We start from the raw sequence: 20,641 nt of genomic DNA, 5'->3' as shown, positions 1-20,641 counted from the left end.
CTGCACCACCAATTCCCCATCACCCCGACTGAGCCAGGCGCTCAAAGGAGAACAATCATGACCACCACAGCACCCGTCTACGGCCCGCGGTTCGAGAACAAACTCGACTGGATGGGCATCAGGTTCATTGACGGTGACGGCGGTGACAACGGGACTGCGGGCGACGGGGCAGGCGACGCGGGCAGTAGCGCTGAGAGTGCCCCGTGGACGAAAGAGAACTTCGACCCTGAGCGGGCGTTCAAGCTCGTAGAGAATCTGCGCGGTGACCTAGCAGCGCAGCGTACGAAGTTCGAGGCCGACATCGCCACCGCAACCACGGCAGCAGGAGAGAAGGCGGCAAAGGATGCTCTCGCAGGTATCGCGAAACTTCTCACCGGGAGTGATGAAGTCGAAACCGACCCGGCGAAGCTCAGCGCGAAGATAACCGAACTGTCGACCAAGATCACGGAGCAGGACGGCAGCCTGACGAAGGCGCAATCCAATCTTGTCGCCCAGCAACTCTCAACCGCTGTCGCAGTGCAAGCCGCGGCGCTCGGCGGTTCCCCGAAACTACTCCTCGCAAACAAGGAGTTCATGACTTCCATCGCCTCGGTAGAACCGAACGATGAAGCGGCTATCACAGCCAAAATCACGGCGGCGATCCAGGCGAACGCAGCACTGAAGGCAACCCCTTCGAGTTCAGGTGGCTCGGAACATCAGGGTGGCCAAGCGCAAGCCCTCCAAGCGCAGCTCGCTGCCGCCGAGAAGGCGAACGACTACCAAACAGTCATCAGCCTCAAACGCCGAATCTCGGCTTTGAGCATTACCTCTTAGGAGTCATCATGGCCGGTATCGCCGGAATGGGTACGACCTTCGGTCTGCCCAACTATGTGGGAGAACTCTTCCACCTCACCCCCGAAACAACCCCGCTCCTGTCACTGATCGGAGGTCTCACCGGCGGTAAGAAAGCCGACGCGACCACGTTCACGTGGCAGACCGATGACCTGCGCAACGCAGGCCAGAACACACAGGTGGAAGGCGCCGTCGCACCTACCGCTGACAACCGTGTCCGCTCGGTCGTGTCGAACGTCGCAGAAATTCATCAGGAAAAAGCGTCGGTCAGCTACACCAAGCAGTCCGCGACTGGTGCCATCAACTCGATCAACGTCGCGACCGGTGTCCAGCCCGTGCAGAACGAACTCGACTATCAGGTCGCTGCGAAGATCAAGGAAATCGCCCGCGATGTTGAGTTCTCGTTCATCAACGGCCAGTACCAGTCCCCGACTGACAACACCACGCCTCGTAAGACTCGTGGGCTGTTGCAGGCGGTCCAGACGAACCTGATCACTGTTGCCCCGCTGATCCAGTCGACCGGCAAGTCGGCCTCGACGGACACGATCACGGACACCGCTACCACGTATGCGAACGGTGACAAGGTTATCTTCTCGGACGTGGGTGCATCCCCGACGCTTGTCGTTGGCCGAACCTACTATGTGGTCGCTCAGTCCACGAACGCGTTCAAGGTGGCATCTGCAGCAGGCGGCACCCCGATCACGATCGGCACGGCAACCGTGTCGCTGTCGAAGCCTGCCACAGCGACCACACTGTCCACTGACCTCTACAACACCCTCTTCCAGATGGTGTTCGACAACGGTGGTCTCGAAGACGGCGACATGGCGACGATCATCGTCAACTCGACGCAGAAGCGGAACATCTCGAAGACGTACGCATCCGCGTACGGACAGTTTCATGAGACCTCCCGAACTGTTGGTGGTGTGAACTTCACGACCATCGAGTCCGATGTTGCAACGTTCAACGTCATGCTCGACCGTTTCATGCCCGCCGACGCACTGCTCGTCACCTCGCTCGAGCAGCTCACCCCTGTGTTCCTCGAAGTCCCGAACAAGGGTCACTTCTTCGAGGAACCTCTCGCCAAGGTTGGGGCCTCCGATGAGGTCCAGATCTACGGCGAGATCGGGCTTGAGTATGGCAAGGAGACCGCACACGGTCTCTACCGCGGCCTGCCGCTGCTGTAACACCTTGCTGGGCGGTGGTGATCCTGCCGCCCAGCATCCCCACTTGATGAGGAGGTAACCGTGTACGACTGGACTGTCCCTGACACGTTCGCTACGGCGGAGGACCTGGCAGCATGGACGGGTGCCGTCGCGCCGACGAACGCCGTACCGTTGCTGCGGAAGGCAACATCAATGGTTTTGAAAGCGACCCGGCAGGCTGTGTACGCCACAGACACGTCAACCGGGCTACCATCTGACCCGAAAATTCTGAAGTGCATGAACGACGCGACATGCATCCAGGCTGCTGCTCTCGCCGCACTGAAAATCGACCCGCTCGCTGGTGGCATCCAGCAGGGCGGTGTGCGGTCTTCGAAGAAGATTTTGAGCGCATCAGTGACAATCGCGGGCGCTGAGCAGACCGCTGCTGCTCTCGCATCGGCCACCACCACACTTGTGCCGGATGCTGTTGAGAAATTGCGGCAGCAGAACCTCATCAGTTACTGGCCGTCTCGTGAGTACGGGTACGGTAACACTCCCGGTATTTGGCCGAATCTCGTCTGATGGACGACGATTTCGCAGAGTTCTACGTCCACACTGTGACGGTTGAACGGTTCCTTGGGCAGACCGGTTCCGGTGTGGATAAGTTCGCTATTCCCGTGGTTCTCGCGCCGCCGAATGGGTGCCTGGTGGAAATGTCCCGCAAACTTGTCCGCAACAGTGCTGGTGAGACTGTCCCGTCGAACACACACATTGCGACGTTCCCGGTCAATCTGCCCCTGTTCACCCCTGATGCGCGTGTCACTACCCCGTTTGATGTGGGCCGTGTGACCGCGATCTCGGTTGGTGACTCAGGTGGGTTGGGTTTGCCTGACCATATCGTCATCGACCTCACATAGGAGACGTCCGTGGCGATCGACTTCGGCCCGATTGATGCCAAGATCACCGCGGCGCTTCCCGGCATTCTCGCGAAAGCGATGGAACACGTCAGAGCAGTCTCCGCAGACCTGACACCCATCGAAACAGGGCACCTTGTGGGCTCAGCATCGGTCACAGCAACCACGGACGAAGCGCGACTCCTGTACCCCGGCCCGTACGCCAGATACCAGCATTACGGACTCGACTTCCGGCACACCCACGGTCAAGCGTTGTTCCTCGAACAACCGATGATCACTGAGGCGCCGAAAGTGTTGAAGATCATCGCTGACGAGCTCGGGAAGGTGATCTGATGAACTTCGACCTTCTCGACGGTCTCGCGAAACTAATCGCCAGTGCCGGGTTGGGTATCGACTACACCCCCGATGAGGTGTACACGGATTCGCAGACCGCGATAGTGCTGAAACTAAGGCCTGACAAACCTGACCGGATCGTCACGTTGACGGCGGTGAACCAGGGCGACTCGATCACGATGCCTGACGGTCAGGTCATGGTCCAACTCCGTGGCCGCGGTTTTCCCGGTGACCCGGTAGATGTTGATAATCTCCTCGATTCGGTTTTCCCGATCTTGCAGGGTCTCACCGGGTATGTGTGCGGCACGGTCACGATCACACAAATGTTTCGCCGCGTCTCCACACCGATGGGCACGGACGCCCTGAAACGTGATGACCGGATTGACCAGTACTACCTAGACGTTTCTGTTGCACCTTCCGTTCTGCGCCCCGCAGGCGGCTCGTGGTGACCATCTAGACCACCTCCCCCACAGGTCGCCGCAGTTGCGGCACTCCCAACCCCTCGGCATCCGTCTTGGGGCTTATTCATCATGCCCCGATGCCTTTAGGAGGCTCACTGTGTCAAAAGCTCTTGCCCGCAGGTTCAAGGTTGACGTGTCCGTTGACGGCGTGTCATGGACTGCGTTGCGTAACATCAACGACTTCGCACCGAAAGAGAACGCCACCAACCAGTCAACCGATGACTACGACAACGGCGGTTTCGCTGGGTTCGAGAAGACCCTCACCGGGTGGCAGTTGGTTGTGAAGTTCTCCCGCGACACGACCGGTAACATCCCCTCCGACCCCGGCCAGCTCATCCTCGAGAACACCCGGTTTCAGTTCGGTGACGCCGCCCGTGCGTATGTGCGCTGGTATGACAGGAACGGTGCCACGATCGGTAACTGGTCCGGTCGTGCGTTGGTCGACTGGAACCAGTCAAAGACAGGCATCGCGGACATTGAGGAAGTCACCGCCACTTTGCAGGGTGACGGCATTCTCACCACGATCACCAACCCGGGTGTCGCCGCCGCCGTCCCGAACGTGATCACTGCTGCGCCTCCTGCGGTGGCTGTTGGCGGTCAGGTCACTCTCGCCGGTACCGGTTTCACCGGCACGCTCGCTACGACCGGTGTCAAGTTCGGTGGTGTGAACGCGACGACATGGACGGTTCTTTCTGACTCGCTCATTGTGGCCGTGATGCCTGCCGGTTCAGCCGGTTCCGCACCGATCCTCGTGACAAACGCGGTCGGCCCTGACGCTACCCCGCTGCCCTACACACGCGGCGCGTAGTTAGACCCCTGGCCAGCCCTGTGTGGGGATGCAGGCTGGCCAGGCTCATCCCCAACGAAAGGTAACCCATGTTGAAGGACTATCAAGAGTTCACGGCGGGTCCGCTTGTGCTCCCTGTGAACGGTAAAAACTATACGGTCCCCCCGCTGAGCATTGAGGCTGGTATCCGCTTTGATGAGCTCGCTTCGGGCCGCGACCATGATGCTGCCCAGGCTGCACCAAACGAACTGTGGAAGCTTGTTCTCGGCCCGCTGTGGGAAGTGTTGCTGTCTGACGGTGTTCCGTCTAAGGCACTGGAACGCATCGGCCTCACCGCCGTAGCAGACCACCAGTACGGGCGCGATATGGCTGAGGCCACATGGGAGGCGGGTGTTGACCCAAATCGTTTAGCCGCCCTCCTGACGGAGAAGCAGGCGGCGACAGGCAACAGGGCTTCGCGGCGCTCGAACAGTACGGGTGGGGCGAAAAAGACGAGTACGGCAGGTACGAAGGGTACGACCTCCCCGACAACCTGACATCAGCTCAGGGTAGGCCGGTTTCGTTCGCTGAACTTGTTGAGGTGTGGCCGCTGGTTGAGTTCTCGTTCCACACCGTTCTGGGTGTGGACCTTGAGGACGTGTGGCATGTGAAGTCGTTTCGTTGGTTCAAGGCCCGTGTGAACGGGTTGCTTTCGACGGAAACACCGTTGTGGCGGCATTTCCAGACTTTCGAGGAAGAACCGGTGAGTGACGATGAGTGAAGGTCCCACAACGGTAGGCACCATTCAGGGCATCCTGAAAATGGATCGCTCCGACTGGATAAAAGGTGTCACGGACACTGAGGCGGAAGCGGAACGTTTGGGCCGCCTGTCCCCGACGATCACCGTTTCCGCTTCGACAGGTGAAGCGTTAGCGAAACTTGAGGCGTTGCATTCGGCTGCGGACGCTGCGGGTGCTGGTGGGCCGACAGTTTCCACGAACGTTGGGCCTTCTGCTGGTTCTGCTGCGCGTGTTGATGCGGTTGCTGCGGCTGAGAAACGTCTCGCTGTGGCGATGTCGGCGGCTGACAGTGCTTATGCGCGAGCAAGCCTGAACCAGATGAAGTTGGATGCTCTGCGTGAAAAGGGCAAAACGACTGACATTCAGCTGGCGTCTGCCGAACTCACACTGTCTGAGACGATGAAGCGTCTTGATACGGCGAACGAGAAAGCTACCGCCTCAGAACTCGCCTTGGTGGAGTCTAAGAAGAAGGCCGCTACCGCATCTCTGGAAGAAGCTGCAGCGAACGAGACTGTTGCAGCGTCCACGGAGAAGGCGGCAAGCTCGAACCAGAAGAACGCCTCACGAGCTGCCAAGATCGCGGGCGCGGTCGCGATCTTGTTGCCGATGATGGTGCCGCTCGCTGCTGGTGCTGTCGGTATCGCCGGCGCGCTTGCCGGTATGGGTACGGCTGGTGTTCTGGCGATCCTCGGTATCAGGAACGAGATGAACCAGGGCACTGTTGCGGGTGACCAGTTCCGTAACGGTCTTGGTGTGTTGCGTGGCGACCTGAACCAGTTGTCGCAGACTTCCGCTCTCACCATGCTGGGTGCTTTCAAAAAGGCTGTCGGTGACGCGCAAGCACAAATGCCGTTCCTGAACCAACAGATCGCCGATTTCTCGGGCCTGATGGGTAAGACGGGCGGCAACCTTTTCAACGGCGCTTTGACGGCGTTGAGGGTTCTGAACCCTCTGATGTTGACTGCTGGTGCGTATGTTGAGCGGCTCGCTGAGGGTTTCAACTCATGGACCCAGAACGGTGGGCTGCAAAGGTTCGCCACCTATGCAATGTCGGTACTCCCAACTGTGGAAGGCGTGTTGGGGCAGCTCGCGTCTATGGTGATGCACGTTCTTGAGGCTTTGGCGCCGATGGGGTCGGTGGGATTGCAAGTTTTGACGGTCCTTGCGGGCAGTATCAACGCAATCCCGGTCGATGTTCTGTCCGCCTTGATAGCTGCGATCACGTGGGGGACTATCGCTTTCAAAGCGTGGGGGTTCATCACCCCGATGCTTGAGGGTTTGCAGGTTGCTCTCGCTGGTGTGGGTGTTGCAACAGATGTTGCGCTTGGCCCTATCGGGTGGGTCGCGGCGGCTGTCGCTGCACTGTCGGCGGTGTTCATTGCCGTTTCAGCGTCGAACTCGCAGGCGACCGCTGCGATGCAGGATTACTCCCAAGCGGTGCAGGAAGATTCCGGCATCATAGGCGACAACATCAAGGCGAAAGCTGCCCAGCAGTTGCAGTCGTTGGGCGCGTATGACGCGGCGACCAAGCTGGGTATCTCCACGAAGTTGGTGACGGACGCGACTCTCGGTAATTCGGACGCGCAGAAGGAACTCAACCGGGATCTGTTGAACATCACTGACAGCATTTCGCAGGCAACGGCGAAGTCTCAGACGATGACGAACGAGCAGCAGGCGCAGCTTGACGCGGCCACGAAACTCCGCAACGGGTATCAGGACCAGTCGTCGGCTTTGCAGGCTCAGATCGCCGCGTACAACGTCTACCAGACCGCTATTGGTGGGGTGACGATTTCGACTGATGAGCAGAAGGCTGCACTGTTGGCTAATGCTGCTGCTGCTGCTGTTTCTGAGAGTGCGTATTTGTCTGCGATGTCAGGTCAAACCGATCTCGCGACCCAGACGGCTATTGCTACGGCGAAGATGTATCTGCAGAACGATGCGGCAGGTCTGCTCAAGCAGTCGCTAGATGCGCTGAACGGTAAGACGATCAGCGCGGCGGCGGCTCAAAACCAGTTCGATTCTCAGATCGCGAACATGGCTGACCACATGGACGCGGCGGGAAAGAACATCAACCGGGCTACGACATCACTGGATGACGGTAGCGCAGCGGCGGTGAAAAACCGAGGCGAGCTGATCAACCTTGTGCAAGCGGCTGAGGCGTCAGCACAGGCTTTCCGCGACAACGGCGGGTCTGTTGCTGACACCAAATCCAAGATGGAGTCGATGAAGCAAACGATCATCGATAACGCAATTGCGCACGGTGAGGACGCCGATCAGGTTCATAAGTACGTTGATGAGCTTTTCAAAATCCCGACCAACATTCCAACAACTCATGCTGAGTTCGAGGCCGACACTGCGAAGGCGAAGATTGACCAGTTCAACGCGAAGCTTGCGGAGATCCAGAAAACAATCCCGATCACCGTTGTGATGACAACGCAGCAGGTCACCCAGTACGTCAATTCACAACTGCCGACACCAGGCGACGGGTCAATGCTGAAAAAGGCTGACGGTGGGACCATCCCGGGTCTCGCTGGTGGTGGTCCCGGTGGCACTGTTTCTGGTCCCGGTAACGCATTCACCGACATGGCTGGCCTGTTCCGTCTCGCTGACGGGGAGGAAGTCGTTTCGAACAAGTTCGGGCAGGCAGATAAGAACCGGCCTGTGCTGAAGGCGATGAACGCAGGAATGGTACTCAAACCGTCTACTGGTAGTTCGAACGGTTCTCAACAGCCCATGTCAGTGACGGTCGAGGTGGTCAACAAGACCGGTATCGATATCACGTCTTTGGTGGATTTCAGGATCAAGAAAGCGGCGGCGGCGAACAAGTCGATCGTAATGTCGGGCCGTCAGGGGGGAACGTACTAATGGTGTACGAACCCACCCTGACCCCGTACATTCCCGACGAAACGGTGCCACTCGCAGGGGCCGGGCCGACAGTGTTGGTGCAGTTCTTCGCTCTCGCAGCAGGCACGCAGACGGTCAACGTGTACCGGGTCTCTGAGGGGCGACAGTTCCGTGTGCGTGGCGGTGTGAACTTGTACGCGGTCGGCGGTGCGACGGTCATGGACTACGAACCACCTGGCGGCACAACAATCACGTACCAGGCGGAACAGTTCAACTCGGCAGGCGTGTCGTTGGGTTTCACCGGCACCACGTCAACGGGCCTGTTCTTCACGCGCACATACATTCACCAACCGTTGAACCCGTTGCTGGCGGTGACAGCGAATATCATGCTCGGGTCCGCTGACGACTTCTCGAGGCCATCGCCCGGCAGTACGGTGTGGCCGGAAGGTGCAACTGTCGGGCGCACGATCGGCGGGCAACGTCGCGGCCTGACCGGTATGCCGTTACGGGTGCGTCTCCCCACAACGGCTGCGTTAGACACGTTCGGGCAAATGTTCGGCTCGTACACAACCAACTACCCGTCAGTGATCTGTATCCGAAACCCTGGCCCGGTTCGTATCCCGAGACTGCTGTTCGCTGGCTGTCTGGACCCGCACGAAACCATCGCGGGCGTGAACGCCCTGTTGACGTTCACGATGGCAGTCGATGAGGTTGCGCCGCCATATCCGGGCCTGATCATTCCCACGTTGCGGCGTGCAGATATTGATGCGGCATTCCCGACCCGTGGTGCGCGTGCCGCCGCCTATGCGACACGCGGTGACCGTGACGCGGATTTCAGCAAAGCGGGACTAGCTGGTTGATGAGAGGGGTCGTTCATGAGATATGGGACGCCTTCTCTCACCGGCGCTTTGACTGGTTCGTTCGATCACTGGTATGTCGTGGATGTCTTCTATGACGGTGTGCGTGTCCTACGCGACGTTGATGTTACGAACGTGACTGTTGATGATGATGCGACCGCTCTTGTGCAAGGTTCAGCATCTCTGACGATTGTGTATCAGGGTGCTTTCGCTGAGACCGTCGCACCGACCGCTATTGGTGACTATTTGTCCCCTTTCGGCACGAAAATCATTCTCTACGCGCTCGTGAACGTTGGACCGGGTTTCGCTGAGCGGGTGACGTTGGGGCATTACGAAATAGCGGAAACGCCGCATATTAATTCAACACAGTTCGTGTTCAACACGGCGATCCTGTCCAAGGGTGACCTGATCGATTTGACGTTGAAAGATGCGTTCGATGCGGTACAGGCAGACCGTTTCGACGTTCCCGGTTCACCACCGAACCTGTCCTCGGTGTGGACGGAGATTCAACGCCTGACAGGTCTACCGGTCACACGCACTATCACGGACGCCCCGATCAGTTCTTCGGTTGCGTACCAGGAAGACAAACTGCATGCCATCTATGACCTTGCAGGGTCGTTGGATGCTGTGGCGTATATGACCCCCGACGGGACGGTTTCGATGCGCCCGAACGTGTGGCCGTCGCCTGTGGACGTTTTGAAGGGCGGCGATGAGGGAACCCTTGTCGGTGTGACGCGGGGCATGTCGAACTCGTCAGTGTACAACCGTGTGGTTGTTAGGTCGTATGCGGGCACCACAGAGTCAGTACTTGCGTCAGGTGAGATCACGGACGGGCCTCTCAGGGCGCAGAACGTGGACGGTTCTTTGTCGCCGTTCCGACGCCGCCCCATGTTCTTCTCATCGCAGTACGTGAACACCCCCGAGGCTGCGATGAGCTTTGTGAACAACTGGTTGCCGCGTGTTTCGAAGTTGCGTTCGGTGGAGGTTGTGCTGTCCGAAATTTTCAACCCGTTGCGTGAACTCGGTGACGTGCTCGATGTTCGCCGCATGGTGCAGGGCGTTGTTGTGGACAATTTCTATGCACGGGTCACGAGAATGCGGCGCACACAGGACACGTTGCAGGACACAACAGTGGTGGTGCAGCCGTGATCGATTCTGATACCCAGAAACTGCTCATTGAGATCGCGAAGCGCACGAAGTTCACTTCGACGGTCGCACGGATGATCTCGGCCACGCAAACGCAGATGGTTGTGGATTCTGGCGGTGGGCCGTTCACCGCGTCTGTGGCATCCGACTACCTGCCCGAGGTCAACGACACCGTAATTGTGTGGTCCTTCGATGGGGTCCATTTTGTTGTTGGGTCTGCGGTGATGAAACCGGGGCAGGGCACAGTCGTTTCGGTGTCGGGCAACTTTGTGACGTTGGATACTGTTTTCGGTCAGGTGACGGTCCCGTTCATGCGCGGTATCACTCCTGCTGTCAGTGATGTGTGGATGCTGTCGTGGAACGGTGGCGGGAAGGCCGTAATTCCCCTCTCAACGTCTCCCGTTCCCGGTGTGCCGCCACCTGTTACGGATGGTGGGGCTGTGCAGCATGTGGACACTTTCACCGCCGTAGACGCCGGATCTTACGGGTACGGTTCGTGGAAACGCGGCCAAGTGATCTCATCAGATCATTGGCAGGGCGCATGGTTCTACGGGTCGAAAATCAGCGACACCCTCCCATCATCGGCAGTCGTAACGAAGGTGGAGCTTTACCTTTCGGTTGCGCAGATCATCGTCAACGCGAACACCAACATTGCCCTGCACGGCTACCAGTCGATGCCAGGCGGTGCGCCTTCATACGGCACGTCTGTTTCGGTCCCGCCGATCTCAGGTTGGGTGACGCTCCCGAACAGTTTCGGCTCTGCCCTGCAAACGGGTGGCGGTTCTGCCGGTGTCGGGACGAACACGGGCGGTTGGACCAACTTTTCAAGCCTCTCCCAAGACGGGCAGTCGGGCACTATCCGGATCTCGAGCAAATACTAAAAGGAGCGTCATGGCACGCGATAACACTGGCCCGAAGGGTGAACCTCAGTACACGACGTTGGGTGTTCCCGCTGACGCGGCAGACCTGACCGAGATCGGCGTTTACGCTGCAACGGTCGGTAACTACAAGGTGGGTTTAGCGTCCGACCGTGCAGCCCTGACTGGAGCGTTCCGGTGGGAAGGTCTGCGGTTCTACGAAACCGACACGGGCATCACGTACCTTTACCGGTCGGGCGGGTGGGTTGCCCAGACGCGTGTTGTCGCACAGCCTCTGGTCGCTTTCCCTCGCGTGTCTGCGAACGCGACCGACACGTTCACGTCAGGTTCGTTCGCGTCGCTGGCGGGTGGGACGATCACGGGCGCGCCGGCAGGTAATTACCTGATCGGGTGTAACGCTTCCCTGTTTGGTTCGGTTGCGTCTTTGGGGAACTTGCGTCTGCTTGCGGGTGGCGCGTCGGTGTCTGTTGACATTCAGCACGGACTGACGACCCAGCCGGAGGCGGTTTCGTACATTTCGCCGTTTGCGTGGTCGGGCGGTGACCTTGTGTTGGCTTTGCAGTACACGGCGGCGTCAGGTGTCGGTTCGATCAACAAGAACGGCACAAGCGTTTGGGCGATGTACGTTTCGCCGTAGCTTCATCCCCTAACTCCGGTCCGCTGCGTGCGGGCCTTTTTTTGTGCCACAAACGGAAGGCCACCCATTGGTTGCTCTAGATATTTCCTATGCGCAGGGGTTCCCGAACTATGCGCAGATGTCCGATGAGGTTCAGCTTGTCATCGCGCGCGCGGGAACGCTCGAGAGCGGCGGGATGCTTCAAGATTCCAAGCTCACATTCAACCGCGACAACGCGCGCCGGCTGGGTAAAAGTTTCGGAACCTACCTGTTCAACGGCCCCGTAGACCCTGTGCAAGCTGCCGAATGGTACGTGTCGATCATCGACTACCGGCCCGGCGATCTGACCGCGATTGATGTCGAATCGCCTAACGCATGGAACCCCGATCAGGTAATCGCATTCCATCAGCGGGTCAAGGAACTCATCGGCGTCACACCGGCAACCTATGGTTCGTCGTCGTTGCTGTTTCAGCCGCAGTGGAAGGCCGTTTCTGATATCGGTTCGCCGCTGTGGGTCGCGAACTACGGTGCGAACGACGGCACCCCTGGGAGGGACCCCGGCAACGGCCCTTGGGCAACACGCATTCTCTGGCAGTACACGTCGGTAGCGCGCCATGCCGGGTTCGGCGGGAGCGTTGACACCAACCTGATCAACTACGACGCACTTGCCGCGTACCTCGGGACGGTGCACGCCGACACTTCTGCCACCACGAATCAGGCAGACCTTGAACGACAGATTGAAGTCGCCAATTCACTACTCAGAAGGAGCAAAGGCATGATTATTCTCGGAACCCTGACGGGCGCAGCCTACCCGTACTACCTCGACTTCGCAGACGGCAAACGTCGCGTGATGACGCAGCTCGAGTACTCCATCGCCGTCTCGGGGGGTATCAGCGATGGCCACGGCCTCGTGAACGTCAACCAGCCCGACTTTGACGGCATCCCCAAGAAAGACGGCTCTGCGTAAACCCCTTTCCTGCACTCCGGGAGGGGTAACGCATGCCTAGTCTCGACTTTTCTCAAGCATGGCTGTGGCTGCAGTGGGTGATCGCCGTCTCTGTTGTTCTCGGGGTTGTGGGGGCTGGTATCAAAGTCATCCCAGCGTTATGGCGGATGCTGCAAGCGGCAGTGATTTTCACCCAGTCATTGACGGAACTTCCCAATTTCATGAAACGCACCGACGCGACCCTGAGCGAGCAGAACGCCACCCTCGATGGTCAGGGGGTAAAGCTTACGAAGATCGCATACCAGGTCGGCCCGAACGGTGGCGGTTCGCTGAATGACTCAGTATCTAAGGCTGTCGTGAAGCTCGCGGACCTTGAGGACGGTCAAGCCCAGATCCGCATTGACGTTGGTGCGGTGAAGATCGATGTCGGGCATGTGAAACGTCAGGCGATCGCGTTGAAGAAGACCACCACTGAAACGGCCGCGAAGCTAACCGAACACATCGAACTCGCCGCGTCCAACCGCATCATCGACCAAACCCCCAAACATAAGGAGTAACCCCATGTCTGTAGCATCAACACTTTTCCCTGCCGCGAACCGTGAGGCGGCGCTCGTAGCGGGTCTCCGCACTACATGGCAGGTCATCAAGGGCACCGGTCTGGTGACCTCAGCCGGTTACGTTGTTGTCACTGCGGGGCAGCTCGCCGCGATCGACCTGCGGACGGTTGGTTTCGCGGTCGGTGCTGTGGTGGTGTCCGCGGTGCTGTCTGGTCTGTTCTCGGCGTCGAACATTCTCGTGAATGGTCTGCCGTCGACGTACACGCAGACGGCTCTCGCGACGGTCCCTGCCGCTACGGTGGCCCCGACCCTCCCGACGTTCGTTGCCGCCCCTGTGCCGCATGCTGGGACCCCGCTCGTGCCGTTCGATGAGGTCGCAGCCGCCCCCGCATCACCTATCGACCCTGCCACAGGTTTACCGACTGGCGTCTGACCCCACCCATCGTTCTGCCTCCCGTGTGGGGCTTTTCTTTTTTAACCGGAAGGTCCCCGCACTGTGAGCAAAAGAACAATCCACTTCTCTGGCCTGTACGGGGCGGGGGCAACAATCCCTGACGGGGCAATAATCCTGATCGCTCCCGCCGCCGCGTTCGTTGACGGCACAGCCATCAACTACGCCCTCGCGCAACCATACATTTTCCAGTCCGGAACATGCACGATAACCAACGTCGAAGACACGTACCTTGGGCAACCGATCACGTGGGCGTTCAAGATCGTGCAGGGCAAAGGTGTGGGCGCGCAGGTCCTCGAGGTGGCCATGAAAACGTTCACTGGTACGACGGGTAACCCTGTCGAGTACACGGCCATGGCTTCGGGCGTTGGGCCTACCCCGTTCCCTGGGTTGTGGCCGTCATACACGGACTTCCAAACAGCACTATCGGCCACGATTGTGACGCAGGCGAAGTTCACTGCGACTGGTGCTTTGACGACAAACACCGCACCCGTTGTCGGTCAGATCAGCCGCTACAACGCCACTGCTGGCGGCATGACGGTTACGTTCCCGACACTCTCTGGCCTGAGCGTAGGCGACTCGATCGGCGTGCAGAAGGATGCCCTCGACACAAGCGCGAACGTCATCTCCTGCGCGTTCGCGGGTGCCGACTCGACGGACAGCGGCGCGACTGCCGCGTTCCTCAGCCTTGCCGGTCAGCTCTCGACCTTCCAGGTAGTCTCTATCGCGGGCGTCAAGACGTGGAAGATCACCAGCGGTCACACCCCGCTCAGCTCCACCGATAGCCGTTACGCCGGTTTCGCTGCCCTCAATGCCGTGTCGCCTGTCTATTCAGAGTTCCGCCAGTTCCCCACTGCTGTCATGGGAAAGCAGCAGATCAACTCCGGCAACGGTCGCTCGGTCACAACGACTGGGCCGAACGGTTCAGAATGGTCGGCGCGCTGGGATTCGTTGGGTCGCCCCATCGTCTCGAAATGGGATCCCAACACACGCTCGCACATTGAAACCGATCTGTCTCAGGTGCCCGGTAATCCTATGCGTTCACCCGCCGTGAACGACGGTCACAACGCCCTTGAACTGACGATCGACGGCAACGGGTACTTGCACCTGTGGGGCAACATGCACGACGTGAAGATGCGGTACGCGCGCTCCTCTAACCCGTACGACGCTAGCGCGTGGGTCTTCCCTGGCATGGTCGGCACGAACGAGAGCCAGTTCACTTACCCTGTGGGCGTCAGGTTGCCGAGTGGTAACCTGCTCGGCACTCACCGGAACGGGGTTTCCGGTAACGGTGATCAGTTCCTCCGAACCTACAACACGTCGTCTCAGACATGGGCAGACACGTTCACTGGTGGTTGTGTTTTCAAGGGCACCACCCCTGTGAGCCCTGACGAGTCGGCGTATCCGTACCGCCCCGTTGTTGGCCCTGACGGAACCATTCATTGGTTCTTCAACTGGCGGGTCGATGACACTGCGGCGTCGTCGCACGACTTCGGCTATATCAAGTCCGCCGACAATGGTGTGACGTGGAAGAACGCTGCAGGCACCACGATGACCCTGCCGCTTCTGCCATCGAACACGGCTGCAGTTATTCCCACCGCGGCCGGTACGATCACAGGTCTTGTTTCTGGTGGTAGCGCATCGGTGGACAGCAACAATGTGCCTCACGCGTTCAAATGGGTGGGGGTTGCGGGTAATTGGAACTTGCACCACTACTACCTCATTGGTACAACCTGGCATGACGACATCATTATTGCGAACAGCTCGAGCGGCGGAACGAACGTGGCCGCGTGGAGCAGTGGTACGGCGACGTGGGCGATTTACTCGGGGCTGAACAATCAGGCTCGAAGTGTGCGGGCGTACCCGACCGCCTCTGTGACCGGTGTGGAGGTGGTGCTCGCACCAGACCCCGTGTTTCAGTGGGAGGGCACGTCTGACCCTACCTATACGTCGGGTTACCGAACGTTCTTCGGGCCGTCGAACCCGAACGCCCCTCTGAATGGTGTGTGGGGTGGGGTTGCCACGTTCACGCCAAGCGCGCTGGATGGCACTGTACCCGCCGACCTGAAGATCCGCGCTCAGGTCGCCGCACCAGGGGCAACCCCGACGCCGCAGGTCGGCGTGCAAGCGATGACCCCAGGTTTTTATTACACCCCTCTCACGGGTGTACGTGCGAACGGAACGATGTTATTCAGTAGTGTTCTCGACTGTCGCGGTGGGGAGATTTTCACGGGGAACCCTGCGCATATCTCGTCGTTAGCATGGGGTGTTCGTTCGGCTGGGACGGGTTCGCCATGTCAGCTTCGCGGGTTGCTGGTAGAGATGTTGACGCCGGTCTCTGGTGTGATTCGGGCGGTCACGGCGCTTTATGATGCAACAGTCACGGGCACCCCTGAACTGTCTGTAGAGGGCGGTCTTTTCCCGAGCAACGCGGCACGCGGGGTGTCTATCATTCCTGCGGTGCAATGGGTTACGGGTACAGCCTCGCCTGCTGTGACTTCCATCACGAACGCTGTGACGAACTTGCAGAACACGGGAGTCGCAACGCTCACGGGCGCTCTCGGCGCTACCGTTTACGCCGGTTACAGCATCACCGCTGCTGGTGGCGGCACTTTACCCTCAACAGCAACAGTTGGCAATCTCGTGACCCTCACCCCTACCGGCACGGTGCCATTAACAGCGGTACACGTCACCGTCGAACCTTAGTTCCCACGGGGGCTGCCGGTAGCGTCCCACTTTGACTCACATAGCATCACAACGAAGCCCCTCAGTCAGTCCTTCACGGGACTGGCTGAGGGGCTTTTTTGCGTGCCCTGAGACGAGCCCACATCTTCATCACCCACGCCTGTGCAGGTCGTTCGATCGAGTAGTGGGCAAAGATCGCGATCGTGAAGAGGAGCCCGAACACGCTGGCCGCGATCGCCAGGCGCTCGAGCAGCGGTGACCCGTACCATTTCGCGAGAGGCAGCCACAGATACAGCAGCCCGTGGACCATATACACGGCGAACGAGATGCGCCCACCGAAGACCATCAGCCGACTACCGAGCACCCGCATGATGGGGCCTGACGCTGTCGACAGGAACCCGACGACCATGATGCATAGCGCCAGCCCGACAGCTGCCCGGCCCGGGCCCGATGGGATCAACCCAGTGCATGCGATCAGTGCCACGAGACTCACCGTCGCGATCGTGCCCGCCGCCCGCCCCTTCGGCAGCAGATCACGGAACAGGAACATCGCCACCCCTGCAGTGAAGGCCACGAGCACCCGCACGTCTGGCGCCGGCATCCCATCCGCGCCGCCGAGGAATACCGACCCGGCGACCTCTGCCCCGAGGAGCATCACGAGCAGGATCAGCAACCACTCCCTCGAAATGCGCGCCACACGCAGCACCATAGCGACGACGAGAGGGAAGAGTAGGTAGGCGAGCCACTCCGAGCTCAACGACCAGGCCGGATAATTCCACCCCTCCGACGGCACAAACCACCCACGCGTCAACGTCAGGTCATCAAGAGCCCCGCTCACCGAATAGAAGTCAGGGTAGTCGGGCTGATCCACGAATACGATCACGATCAGCACCGCCGTCGTGACGAACATCATCGGGTAGATCCGCGCCAACCGCCGCACAAGAAAATGCCGGTAGTCGCCCTGCCCTGCCTCGAACTCGCCCAGGTACTGATACGCGAGGATGAACCCGCTCAGCACGAAGAACAGATCCACAGCCAGATACCCGGTATTGCAGAGAAACGACAGCCCAGAAAGTTCAGGGATCAGCTCCACGAACTGGCCGTTGAAGTGGAAGAACACTACCCACAGTGCGGCGATAATCCTCAGCCCGGTCAGGGCGCGGATCTCTGGGCGATCGGACACAATCAAATTATGGCCCTACGCTGCGTGCTTGCGTTCGACCGGCGCAAAGAATCACCACCTAGTAGCGCCTCACCCGGCTCCGACGAGAAAGGTGAGGCGCTACCTTTTTGTGTTTAACCAGCGCTCAGGTCATTTCTTCGTGAATGCACCGTTTCGCGCCAATACCGCAATGACCACGAGGACGGCCATGAAAACCACGTACACCCATCCAAGCCATGCCCACCCGATACTGATAAGCCAGCCTGCGGGCGCGAAGATGAGCGCCCCGAAGAACACGACCAAAAACAGGGTTTGCTTGTCGCGAGTGGTGAACATGCTGCTTAGCATAGCCGCAGGGTCTCGCTGAGAGTGTTCCGTTATCACCGGCGCGACTGTGACCGTAGCACTACCGGTCACGCAGCGATCCGGTCAGGGAACCGCAGACGCACCATCGCCGCCCATCAGGGCCAATCCTCGGCGGCGGGTTTCGGTTTCGGGCGGGCGTCCGGCAGCTCGAACTCTCGCGGCTTCACGGGCACCGCCTCGCGCTCCCTTAGCGCGGCGTGTACGGCCGCTTTGACCACGAAGTAGGTGATCGCGATACCGACGATCAGCGAGGCGACCGCGACGAGGATACCGACCATGATGAGGCCACTGTAATCCGGCGTACCGTACATGACTCCCCCCCCATTTGGTTGACCAAAGCATAGCGCCGAACACGAACAAAGCCCCACCCCAGACTGAAACAGTCAACCGGGTGGGGCTTCTTCTCGCCGTTCAGCGACGAATACTACGCAGCCTCCGCCTCAACAATGCGCCGCCCGGGAAGGTAGAGAACATTCGTTGCGGCCTGCTGCTGCGGCATCTGCACCTGCGCATAAATCACAGTCGTCGCCGGCGAGCTGTGCCGCATCAACTTCTGCACAATCGCCAACGGCACATCGTTCGACAGCAACGTCGTCGCGTACCAATGCCTCATAGAGTGCGGTGTGCGCTTGTCTCCCGGGTGTTTCACCCCAGCCCGCACCATCGTGTCACTGATCGCTTTCGCGACCGCGTGCGACCGAATATGAGTCTGTCCAGCCTTCCCGTGCTTGTTGTCAACGTACGAGGGGAACCAGTACCCTGTGCGGGGTTGCTGTGCCGCCAACCGGGCGAGGAGACCTTGCACAGCGGTCGTCTCCGTCTTGTTGCCCTTCCCAATCACGGTGATGGTGTTCGCTCCGAGATCGAAGTCTTCGCCCCGTATCTTCGCGATCTCGTGCACCCGCAAACCTGACAGCAACGCGATCTGGATCATCAGGAGTGTGCGTTTCGTTTTCACCGCATCAAGCACCCGCGCCACCTCCTCGTCTGTCAGGGGGCGCGGTTTGCCGGGTGCGCGGCGGGTGCGCGGCGTTTTCAACGATGGGTCGTCTTCGCGCTGATCTGATTGCAGCAACCATGCGCAGTACGCGCGCACAGTCGCCTGGTAGCTGGCCTTAGACGCCTTACTGAGGTGCCCCTGAGACGTGTACCGAACAATACCCATCGGTGTGATCTTGAGCGGGTCTTCGCCTGTCATCCGGAGCATCGCACGAACAGTGATTGCTCTTTCACTGATGGTGCGTTCGCTGAGGTCTTGCGCCTCCTGCCAGAGCCGCCAGTTGGCTAGTAGGTCTTCAATCATTGCTGTGATTTCCCCCTGGAACTGTTACCCGGCACCGTTGCCGGGATGCCGACGTTACGCGCATCTACCGACCAACGGGTACACCCCAATAGTGGGATCTGGACGCCACCCGTCCGGCGGTAAAGTCTGATATCCATGTGAACTTTTACATTCTTGTAGGTATTCGAAAAATTGCCACAAGATGTTGTGGTTTAGTTTGCGTTTGTGAACGAACTAGGGGCTGGCCCGTCGGCGACGATGAGCACATATGTCGCTTTTGGTCGGTCATCGCCATCCGGAATTAGACGAATTTCGACCGTCTCAATCGTGCGCAGCTGACCATGGGACTCCATGAAAACGGGCTCGGTCACTCCGCGCCCGTCGAGCGCGTATGAAAGCAGCAGCTCGAGCAGCTGGCGGACGTTCACGCCGCCCACCGCCGGAGCTCAAGACGGACTGTTGACTCGTCGGGCGTGAGTAGACCGTCGCGGTACACAGCGGCCATTAGCGCCAGATCACGGGCGAGACCTACGTCGCCGCGCATCAGAACCTCGCCGATGTAGGTCTGGATGGCAGCGAGGGTCTGGTCGGAGAAGATCATGCCGCTGCACCAATCGGCGTGACCGGCGCGAGCCACTCAGGCTCTTCGAGAGGAAACTCGTCTGGCAACCCTGTCACGAGGTGGAGGCGATGGGGGGCCGCCTGGGAGAATCGAACTCCCGACCTATTCATTACGAGTGAATCGCTCTACCGACTGAGCTAAGGCGGCAATGGCCGATGGTTCGCACCGGCACAGCAAGCAAGCTTATAGGAGTGTACGGAGCTCGCGAAACGAGCTTGCCAGGAGCACGGGCATCGGCGGCGTGTCTGCCCGTTCGGCCCAGCAGCCCCAGGCGTGCCGCATCGCTGCAATCGCAATGAGGGCGTAGAGCCGGGATCGTTCATGAATGGCCGGATGATCGGGGGTTTCACTCTCGCCAGCTGGCCCCCGGGCGTCTCTTGACAGTCGCTTCTCAACGAGCTCGGTCAGTTCGACTTCGAACTCGCGAACGCTGCTGATTCGCTGCACGAGCAGCTGCGGATAGTCGCGAATCACGATCTTGCGAAGCGTGTGCATCTCGAAATCTTCGGTTTCTGCGTCGGACATCGAACTCAACAACGCGCGAAGGCCGTCGAGGACAGGTTCGTCGGGGCCGGCGTTCAGGAATCGCTCGGCATGTTCTGGCGTGATGTCGAAGGGGGTCTCGCCAAGAACGGCGGCCTCTTTCGACGGGAAGTAGTTGAAGAACGTGCGCGGAGAGATATCAGCATGGCGACTGATCTCGTCGACGGTGACATTGTCGAGGCCCTTGTCACGGCTGAGCTCGAGAACAGCGAATTGGATGCTGCGGCTGGTCGCGAGTCGTTTGCGTTCACGTAACCCGGGCATTGCCGTTTCAGGCACCGTGATTTCGGTGCCGGTAGCGTCGGGAGCCGCAGCGTCGGGCTCGAAGACTTCCGGCGCGCCTGGGTGCTGGGCTCTGGTCACGGTTGAGTTCGTCACAAGATCAATTATTGCAGACTCCGCAATTTTGCACCCACCTCATGCCTGCGCGTTTGCCTGA

At 59.5% G+C, this 20,641-nt stretch carries 23 protein-coding genes and 1 tRNA gene; 17 read left to right on the top strand and 7 right to left on the bottom strand.

Annotated elements, in window-relative coordinates:
- Nucleotides 1–57 precede the first annotated feature (57 nt).
- The 17 genes from KPL76_RS06205 (at nucleotide 58) to KPL76_RS06125 (ending at nucleotide 16,248) form a co-directional block, all read left to right on the top strand.
- The gene (locus tag KPL76_RS06205; protein ID WP_216335591.1) at nucleotides 58–813 is read left to right on the top strand and encodes a hypothetical protein; all 756 of its coding nucleotides are present in this window, start codon (nucleotides 58–60) and stop codon (nucleotides 811–813) included.
- Between the two features lie 8 nt (nucleotides 814–821).
- Complete coding sequence (locus KPL76_RS06200) at nucleotides 822–2,015, top strand: DUF5309 family protein (protein WP_216335590.1); 1,194 nt, start codon at nucleotides 822–824, stop codon at nucleotides 2,013–2,015.
- 255 nt (nucleotides 2,016–2,270) lie between these two features.
- Nucleotides 2,271–2,555, top strand: a complete 285-nt coding sequence (locus tag KPL76_RS06195; protein WP_216335589.1) for a hypothetical protein — start codon at nucleotides 2,271–2,273, stop codon at nucleotides 2,553–2,555.
- Nucleotides 2,555–2,890 (top strand): hypothetical protein, encoded by a 336-nt coding sequence (locus KPL76_RS06190; protein WP_216335588.1) that lies wholly within the window; start codon nucleotides 2,555–2,557, stop codon nucleotides 2,888–2,890. The genes KPL76_RS06195 and KPL76_RS06190 overlap by 1 nt, the downstream gene beginning before the upstream one ends.
- Nucleotides 2,891–2,899: 9 nt before the next feature.
- Complete coding sequence (locus tag KPL76_RS06185; RefSeq protein ID WP_216335587.1) at nucleotides 2,900–3,220, top strand: minor capsid protein; 321 nt, start codon at nucleotides 2,900–2,902, stop codon at nucleotides 3,218–3,220.
- The gene (locus KPL76_RS06180) at nucleotides 3,220–3,669 is read left to right on the top strand and encodes a minor capsid protein (RefSeq protein ID WP_216335586.1); all 450 of its coding nucleotides are present in this window, start codon (nucleotides 3,220–3,222) and stop codon (nucleotides 3,667–3,669) included. Before KPL76_RS06185 ends, KPL76_RS06180 begins: the two co-directional genes overlap by 1 nt.
- A gap of 109 nt (nucleotides 3,670–3,778) precedes the next feature.
- A complete protein-coding gene (locus KPL76_RS06175; RefSeq protein WP_216335585.1) occupies nucleotides 3,779–4,489 on the top strand; it encodes a phage tail tube protein in 711 nt (236 codons plus the stop codon).
- A 68-nt stretch (nucleotides 4,490–4,557) separates the two neighbouring features.
- Nucleotides 4,558–5,004 carry a hypothetical protein gene (locus KPL76_RS06170; protein WP_216335584.1) on the top strand — a complete coding sequence of 149 codons (447 nt, stop codon included), beginning with the start codon at nucleotides 4,558–4,560 and terminating at the stop codon, nucleotides 5,002–5,004.
- A 210-nt stretch (nucleotides 5,005–5,214) separates the two neighbouring features.
- Complete coding sequence (locus KPL76_RS06165) at nucleotides 5,215–8,112, top strand: hypothetical protein (RefSeq protein WP_216335583.1); 2,898 nt, start codon at nucleotides 5,215–5,217, stop codon at nucleotides 8,110–8,112.
- On the top strand, nucleotides 8,112–8,951 hold the full coding sequence (locus KPL76_RS06160; RefSeq protein WP_216335582.1) for a hypothetical protein: 840 nt from the start codon (nucleotides 8,112–8,114) through the stop codon (nucleotides 8,949–8,951). Before KPL76_RS06165 ends, KPL76_RS06160 begins: the two co-directional genes overlap by 1 nt.
- Before the next feature lie 15 nt (nucleotides 8,952–8,966).
- Nucleotides 8,967–10,097, top strand: coding sequence for a hypothetical protein (locus KPL76_RS06155; RefSeq protein ID WP_216335581.1), 1,131 nt, complete (start codon nucleotides 8,967–8,969; stop codon nucleotides 10,095–10,097).
- A complete protein-coding gene (locus KPL76_RS06150) occupies nucleotides 10,094–10,975 on the top strand; it encodes a hypothetical protein (RefSeq protein WP_216335580.1) in 882 nt (293 codons plus the stop codon). The genes KPL76_RS06155 and KPL76_RS06150 overlap by 4 nt, the downstream gene beginning before the upstream one ends.
- 10 nt (nucleotides 10,976–10,985) lie before the next feature.
- Nucleotides 10,986–11,609 carry a hypothetical protein gene (locus KPL76_RS06145; RefSeq protein WP_216335579.1) on the top strand — a complete coding sequence of 208 codons (624 nt, stop codon included), beginning with the start codon at nucleotides 10,986–10,988 and terminating at the stop codon, nucleotides 11,607–11,609.
- A 43-nt stretch (nucleotides 11,610–11,652) separates the two neighbouring features.
- Nucleotides 11,653–12,555: a glycoside hydrolase family 25 protein gene (locus tag KPL76_RS06140; RefSeq protein WP_256438728.1), complete on the top strand. Its 903-nt coding sequence runs from the start codon at nucleotides 11,653–11,655 to the stop codon at nucleotides 12,553–12,555.
- A 32-nt stretch (nucleotides 12,556–12,587) separates the two neighbouring features.
- Nucleotides 12,588–13,091, top strand: coding sequence for a hypothetical protein (locus tag KPL76_RS06135; RefSeq protein WP_216335577.1), 504 nt, complete (start codon nucleotides 12,588–12,590; stop codon nucleotides 13,089–13,091).
- 4 nt (nucleotides 13,092–13,095) lie between these two features.
- Nucleotides 13,096–13,524 carry a hypothetical protein gene (locus KPL76_RS06130; protein WP_216335576.1) on the top strand — a complete coding sequence of 143 codons (429 nt, stop codon included), beginning with the start codon at nucleotides 13,096–13,098 and terminating at the stop codon, nucleotides 13,522–13,524.
- 63 nt (nucleotides 13,525–13,587) lie between these two features.
- Entirely contained in the window at nucleotides 13,588–16,248 is a 2,661-nt protein-coding gene (locus tag KPL76_RS06125; RefSeq protein ID WP_216335575.1) for a BNR-4 repeat-containing protein, read from the top strand.
- A 73-nt stretch (nucleotides 16,249–16,321) separates the two neighbouring features.
- On the opposite strand, the gene KPL76_RS06120 is transcribed toward KPL76_RS06125, so the two are convergent.
- The 7 genes from KPL76_RS06120 to KPL76_RS06090 all read right to left on the bottom strand — a co-directional run bounded on the left by KPL76_RS06120 (nucleotide 16,322) and on the right by KPL76_RS06090 (nucleotide 20,580).
- Nucleotides 16,322–17,410, bottom strand: coding sequence for an acyltransferase (locus KPL76_RS06120; protein WP_216335574.1), 1,089 nt, complete (start codon nucleotides 17,408–17,410; stop codon nucleotides 16,322–16,324).
- A 129-nt stretch (nucleotides 17,411–17,539) separates the two neighbouring features.
- A complete protein-coding gene (locus KPL76_RS06115; RefSeq protein WP_216335573.1) occupies nucleotides 17,540–17,725 on the bottom strand; it encodes a hypothetical protein in 186 nt (61 codons plus the stop codon).
- Between the two features lie 125 nt (nucleotides 17,726–17,850).
- Entirely contained in the window at nucleotides 17,851–18,066 is a 216-nt protein-coding gene (locus tag KPL76_RS06110) for a hypothetical protein (protein WP_216335572.1), read from the bottom strand.
- 113 nt (nucleotides 18,067–18,179) lie between these two features.
- Nucleotides 18,180–19,058: a site-specific integrase gene (locus KPL76_RS06105; RefSeq protein ID WP_216335571.1), complete on the bottom strand. Its 879-nt coding sequence runs from the start codon at nucleotides 19,056–19,058 to the stop codon at nucleotides 18,180–18,182.
- Between the two features lie 403 nt (nucleotides 19,059–19,461).
- The gene (locus KPL76_RS06100; protein WP_216335570.1) at nucleotides 19,462–19,638 is read right to left on the bottom strand and encodes a hypothetical protein; all 177 of its coding nucleotides are present in this window, start codon (nucleotides 19,636–19,638) and stop codon (nucleotides 19,462–19,464) included.
- Nucleotides 19,639–19,733: 95 nt separating this feature from the next.
- Nucleotides 19,734–19,806 (bottom strand) — tRNA-Thr (locus KPL76_RS06095).
- A 36-nt stretch (nucleotides 19,807–19,842) separates the two neighbouring features.
- Entirely contained in the window at nucleotides 19,843–20,580 is a 738-nt protein-coding gene (locus tag KPL76_RS06090; RefSeq protein ID WP_216335569.1) for a TetR family transcriptional regulator, read from the bottom strand.
- Nucleotides 20,581–20,641: the final 61 nt, after the last annotated feature.

The sequence above is a fragment of the Subtercola sp. PAMC28395 genome, assembly GCF_018889995.1.
Lineage (GTDB): Bacteria > Actinomycetota > Actinomycetes > Actinomycetales > Microbacteriaceae > Subtercola.
Note: the sequence above shows the minus strand (reverse complement) of the source record. Positions and strands in the feature narration are given on the sequence as shown.